Annotated in this window: 1 protein-coding gene; it reads right to left on the bottom strand. The window is 42.3% G+C overall.

Annotated elements, in window-relative coordinates; all coding sequences use genetic code 11:
• A partial coding sequence (locus ACOVO2_RS08195; protein ID WP_421769491.1) for an ATP-dependent helicase occupies positions 1 to 1,126 on the bottom strand: 1,126 nt, incomplete at its 3' end.
• Between the last annotated feature and the right edge of the window lie 26 nt (positions 1,127 to 1,152).

Genomic DNA, 1,152 nt, shown 5'->3' with positions numbered 1-1,152 from the left:
TTCTTAAAGCCTCTTCAAAAGCCCTCGACTGGGCATTTGTACGGTAAAGAATCGCGAAATCGGTGTTTTTTAAGCTATTATTGTTTTTTTCTTCAAAAATATTGGTGGCAATCAAACGGCCTTCTTCGTTATCAGAGGCCGCTTTTATGACATCAATTTTGCTTCCTTCTTCGTTTTCTGAGAAAACTTTTTTCTCGAGTTGTTCTTTATTTCGAGCAATGACCGAATTGGCCGCATTGACAATCGTTTGGGTCGAACGGTAATTTTGTTCGAGTTTTACGACTTTCAAATCGGGGTAATCGGCTTTGAAATTCAAGATATTTTGAATATTTGCACCACGGAACGCATAGATACTTTGGGCATCATCGCCCACGATACAGATATTCTGATGCACCGACGAAAGTTTTCGAGTAATCAGATACTGTGAAACGTTGGTATCTTGAAACTCATCGACCATGACGTGCTTAAACTTGTGTTGGTATTTGTTCAACACATCGAGGTGGTCACGGAAAAGCACGTTGGTATTGTAGAGCAAATCGTCAAAATCCATGGCATTGGCTTGGAAACAACGCAGCACGTACATCTTATAAAGTCGGCCGATTTCGGGCATTCGGGCGGCTTTATCATCTTCCATATACACAGGATTATTGGCGTAAGCCTCCCACGAAACCAAAGCATTTTTGGCACTCGAAATCCGATTGAGTACGTAGTTTGGCTTGTAGGTTTTATCGTCCAGACCCAATTCTTTGATGATTGTTCGCATCAAAGACCTCGAATCGTCAGTATCGTAAATCGTAAAATCAGAAGTATAACCCAATCTTTTTCCTTCAAAACGCAAGATTTTGGCAAAAACTGAGTGAAAAGTTCCCATCCAAAGGTTTTTGGCATCGTTTCCGATAACGGCCTCGATACGCTGACGCATTTCGCCCGCCGCTTTGTTGGTAAACGTCAACGACAAAATATTGAAAGGGTCAACGCCTTGCTCAATCAACCACGCAATGCGGTAAGTAAGCACACGGGTTTTGCCCGAGCCTGCACCCGCAATAATCATCAATGGGCCTTCGGGGTGCGTTACTGCTTCTCTTTGTGGTGGGTTAAGTTTCTCTAAATAATTATCTTTTGCCATTCGTTTCTCTTTTTGGACTGCAAATT

Source organism: Emticicia sp. (assembly GCF_049241225.1).
Taxonomy (GTDB): Bacteria; Bacteroidota; Bacteroidia; order Cytophagales; family Spirosomataceae; genus Emticicia.
This window is presented reverse-complemented; position numbering and strand designations above follow the sequence as displayed.